The 3,900-nt window shown below is 38.5% G+C and carries 3 protein-coding genes and 1 pseudogene; 3 read left to right on the top strand and 1 reads right to left on the bottom strand.

Annotated features, from left to right (window positions below):
- Window positions 1–237, top strand: a pseudogene (locus HMPREF0519_RS14190) (homoserine dehydrogenase); the annotation flags it as partial.
- Window positions 234–1,562, top strand: coding sequence for an aspartate kinase (locus HMPREF0519_RS00885; protein ID WP_003556577.1), 1,329 nt, complete (start codon window positions 234–236; stop codon window positions 1,560–1,562). The pseudogene HMPREF0519_RS14190 and the gene HMPREF0519_RS00885, both read left to right, overlap by 4 nt.
- Window positions 1,563–1,828: 266 nt before the next feature.
- Here the strand turns inward: HMPREF0519_RS00885 and HMPREF0519_RS00880 are convergent, their stop codons facing one another.
- Window positions 1,829–2,656, bottom strand: coding sequence for a LysR family transcriptional regulator (locus HMPREF0519_RS00880; RefSeq protein WP_040472595.1), 828 nt, complete (start codon window positions 2,654–2,656; stop codon window positions 1,829–1,831).
- A gap of 109 nt (window positions 2,657–2,765) precedes the next feature.
- On the opposite strand from HMPREF0519_RS00880, the gene HMPREF0519_RS00875 reads away from it, so the two are divergent.
- A complete protein-coding gene (locus HMPREF0519_RS00875) occupies window positions 2,766–3,749 on the top strand; it encodes a TDT family transporter (protein ID WP_003556572.1) in 984 nt (327 codons plus the stop codon).
- Window positions 3,750–3,900 lie beyond the last annotated feature (151 nt).

Raw genomic sequence — 3,900 nt, 5'->3', positions numbered from 1 at the left:
GAATTCAAGAGCAAATTAAAGTATCGATCGGATTTAACCAGAAGTAATTATATTGTTCGTTCAGAGACTGATTGTGCACATTTATTTGCCAAGTTTAATCCATGTACCAGAGGCGATTATCTTTTGGTTCAACAGATTCCGGTTGGTGAGATGCATCGATTGATGAGAAAAGTACTTGAAAAAGACGAAACGGCCTTTATGGCAAGTTTGCCAAGCAAAGAGGGTGAATCGAAATGAAAGTAGCAAAATTTGGTGGTAGTTCGGTTGCCGACTCGGATCAATTTAAAAAAGTAAAAGCCATCGTAATGGGTAACGCGGATAGAAAGGCAGTGGTTGTTAGTGCTGCCGGTAGAAGTGAGAATGAGCCGGTTAAAGTGACGGATCTCTTGATTAAAATCGAGCAATTGCGGGATGCAGGTCAGGATTATCTACCGGTGTTTAATCATATTGCAGAACGATTTGTTTCAATACGTGATGATCTGGGATTGAATGTGGCAATAGAAGACGATTTGAGGGTAATCAAGTCTCAAATTGCTCAAGCTAGTCATGATTATTTAGTGTCACGCGGTGAGTTCTTGACGGCAAAGTTAATGGCGGATTTCCTTGGTTTCCGGTTTGTGGATGCCAAGCGATTCATGATTTTTAATGACGATCAATTTGATTATTCAAAGTCCAGGAACCTTTTAAAATCAATTGTTGCAGATAGTTCGCGAATTGTGGTTCCCGGTTTTTATGGTGTGGATGAAAGTGGGAGAACCCATTTGATGCCTCGGGGTGGATCTGATATTTCCGGTTCGATTTTAGCTAACTTGTTGGATGCAGATCTTTATGAAAACTGGACTGATGTTTCCGGGATAAAGATGGCAGATCCGCGTATTATTGACCAGTCTCGAAAAATTAATGAATTAACATATGAAGAATTACAGGAACTTTCCTACATGGGCATTAGTGTTTTTCAGGAAGAAGCTGTTCAGCCTGTGAGGGCAAAACGGATTCCGATTGCTATTTTGAACACTAATCATCCCGAAGAAGACGGTACGCTGGTAGTTGATCAGGTGCGGGAAAATACCGCAAATTTAATTACGGGTATTGCCGGTAAAAAAGATTATGTGATTATTTCCATTAATAAGTACCAGCTCAGTAAGCGACTGGACATTTTGTCGAAAGTCTTCTCTATTATTCAACGATTTGACGTTTCCTTTGACTATTTACCGTCTGGAACTGATTCATTCAGCTTTATTGCGAAGCGGGCAGCCGTTTCTAATAAGGTACAGGCAATTATTAGTGCCCTTGAGGAAGAGTCCGATCTGGACAGTGTTCAATTGGAAAAGGATATTTCGTTAGTTGCAGTGGTTTCCGATCAACTTGGAAAACGACCAGCGGTTGCCGGAAAAATTTTGGATATCTTGGATAACAGTCAAATTAAAATTCATTTGGTGATTCAAGAAAGTAGTGATATCAAATTAGTGTTTGGCGTTGCCAATAAAGATTATGAAAAAACCATTGAAAAGATTTATCGAAATGTGAGTTTGAATGAAAAAAAATTAAGAATGGCAATCTAGATGATTGATACTGAATTGCCAATAAGTTGAATTTAAATGAATTGCCATGAAAAGCTCGTCTTTCGTTAATGAAGGCGGGCTTTTCATGTATTAAATCATTGTTATATTTAACTGGGATTGTCAACGCATTTTCTATTGCCTGTGTTATGTTATCTGGAGCATGTGTCGGCATGAAAAATAACGACTAATGTTTGACTAATTACACCTATACAATAAACAGGGGATAAAAAAAGGTCATTTGCTTTTATCTTCCGGTTTATTGTGCCTTAAATGTTAGTTGGCATAACAGATTTAATCAATTCTAAAAATTGATTGATAAAAGGATCCTTTACCCTTTCCTCTTTTACTAATAAATAAAAATCACGTTTAAAATGATTCCCTAGGCTTTCAATGGGGATTCCTTGGGGTACATCCTGACTTGAAAGCAGTGCTTGGCCAACTCCTTGGGAAATAATTCTTCGAATCAAGCCGCTATTGTTAACCCGTATTAATTTTTGGGGTTGAATGTCAGCTTCACGAAAGTATTGTTCGGTGTAGTAACCAATACCGGAGCCGGCTTCTCTTGTTATCCAAGTGCCGGTATCTTTACCAGCCTTCACTAGTTGATCCTTACCAATGGATAGTCGTCTAATGGTTTCGGTTACCAATGGTTTTTCGATGATGCCGATATCAACCTTATAAGTTTCTACCTGGTTTAAGACATTTTCAGAATTTGAAACGGTGATGTCGAAGTTAACATTGGTAAAATCGGTTAGAAGGCGACTAGCGGTTTTGGAAAACAAGATTCGTGAAATAGTTTGTGAAATGCCAAAATGAACATAACGGACGTTATCATTTTCAAGATGTCCGATTTGATCATGAACTGCCTGCCAATCATTTAAAATTTTTCCTGACTGTTGATAGAGGAGATCCGCAGCAGGAGTTGGGATGATCTCACGACGGCTTTTACGTTCGAACAGGGTAATATGTAACTGCATTTCAATTTGCTTAATTTGATTTGAAACGGTTGGTTGTGTGATAAAAAGTTGTTGAGCCGCCAGTGAAAAACTTCTGGTTTTGTAAACAGTCATAAATGTTTCTAAGAATTTAAACATCATCTCACCACCCATAAAGTTTGTCTATAATAAATATAGATATTATCAATTTTATTTATTCTAACATAGCACGTATAATAAAACCCATCAAAGAACGGAGGGAAAATGAATGAGATTATTTTTGAAAAAATTACCATTACCGATTTGTGGCTTAATATTGGGAATTGTGTCTTTAGGAAATTTATTCAAGGCCATTGGGCTGACGCTGATTGGCAATCTATGGGGCATTATTGGTTTAGGGTTGATTTTATTAGTTATTGCTAAAATCGTGATTCACTTTAAACACAGTTTTGCCGACCTACAAGATCCGGTTATCGCATCGGTTGCACCGACTTTTACAATGTCATTGATGATTTTGAGTACTTTTCTAAAATCATGGCAGATACCGATGATGCCAATGGTTGTTTGGGTATTTGCAGTTGGCCTGCAATTTCTGATAATGGGTTATTTTGTTTATAGTCACCTTCTAAAACCTTCCGTCCACTTGGATAATGTTTATCCAAGCTGGTTTGTCACTTTTGTTGGTATCGGCGTCATTCCGGTAACGGCGCCTAATTTTATTCCTGCAATCGGCACACCGATTTTATGGCTATCGCTTGGATTGTATGCTATTTTATTGCCAATTGTTTGTATCCGTCTGTTGCGCCGCGAGCTCATGTTTGAAGCAACCTTGCCCTTACTAGCAATTATGGCGGCACCAGCTTCGCTTTGTTTGACAGGCTACTTAAATATGAGCCCAACACCGTCCTGGCCGTTTTCACTAATTATGGTGTTACTGGCACAAACACTGTATTGGGGTACATTCGTAAAGATTATTAAGTACGTTCGCTTATCATTTTATCCAAGTTTTGGTGCCTTTACCTTCCCACTTGTCATTTCCGCAACAGCACTTAATTTATGGCATCATACCTTTCATCTTGTCAATGGGTTAAGTAACCTGGTCGGTATCATAGCAAATGTGGAAATAACCATTGCAACTTGTATGGTCATCTTCGTGCTTGTGCGTTACAGCCTCTTCCTAGTGCAATTAGCCGAACAATCTTCGGAAAATCAAAAAGCGAGCGCTTCTCAAGAAGAAACACTCACTAAATAACATGAATGACTAACCGGAAGCAAGCTATAACTTGCTCCGGCTTTTTGATTTTTTGAATTTGGTTTTCCCGTAGTAGACCAGATAACAGCCAATTAAAAATGGTATCATGTAGAATAATGCTGGTCGTTGAGTGGGGTCAAAAATGATAAGG

The sequence above is a fragment of the Lentilactobacillus hilgardii DSM 20176 = ATCC 8290 genome (assembly GCF_000159315.1).
Lineage (GTDB): Bacteria > Bacillota > Bacilli > Lactobacillales > Lactobacillaceae > Lentilactobacillus > Lentilactobacillus hilgardii.
This window is presented reverse-complemented; position numbering and strand designations above follow the sequence as displayed.

Excerpts from the sequence above, each read along its gene's own strand:
- HMPREF0519_RS00885 (WP_003556577.1), top strand. The coding sequence starts at position 234 with ATGAAAGTAGCAAAATTTGGTGGTAGTTCGGTTGCCGACTCGGATCAA.
- HMPREF0519_RS00880 (WP_040472595.1), bottom strand. The coding sequence starts at position 2,656 with ATGTTTAAATTCTTAGAAACATTTATGACTGTTTACAAAACCAGAAGT.
- HMPREF0519_RS00875 (WP_003556572.1), top strand. The coding sequence starts at position 2,766 with ATGAGATTATTTTTGAAAAAATTACCATTACCGATTTGTGGCTTAATA.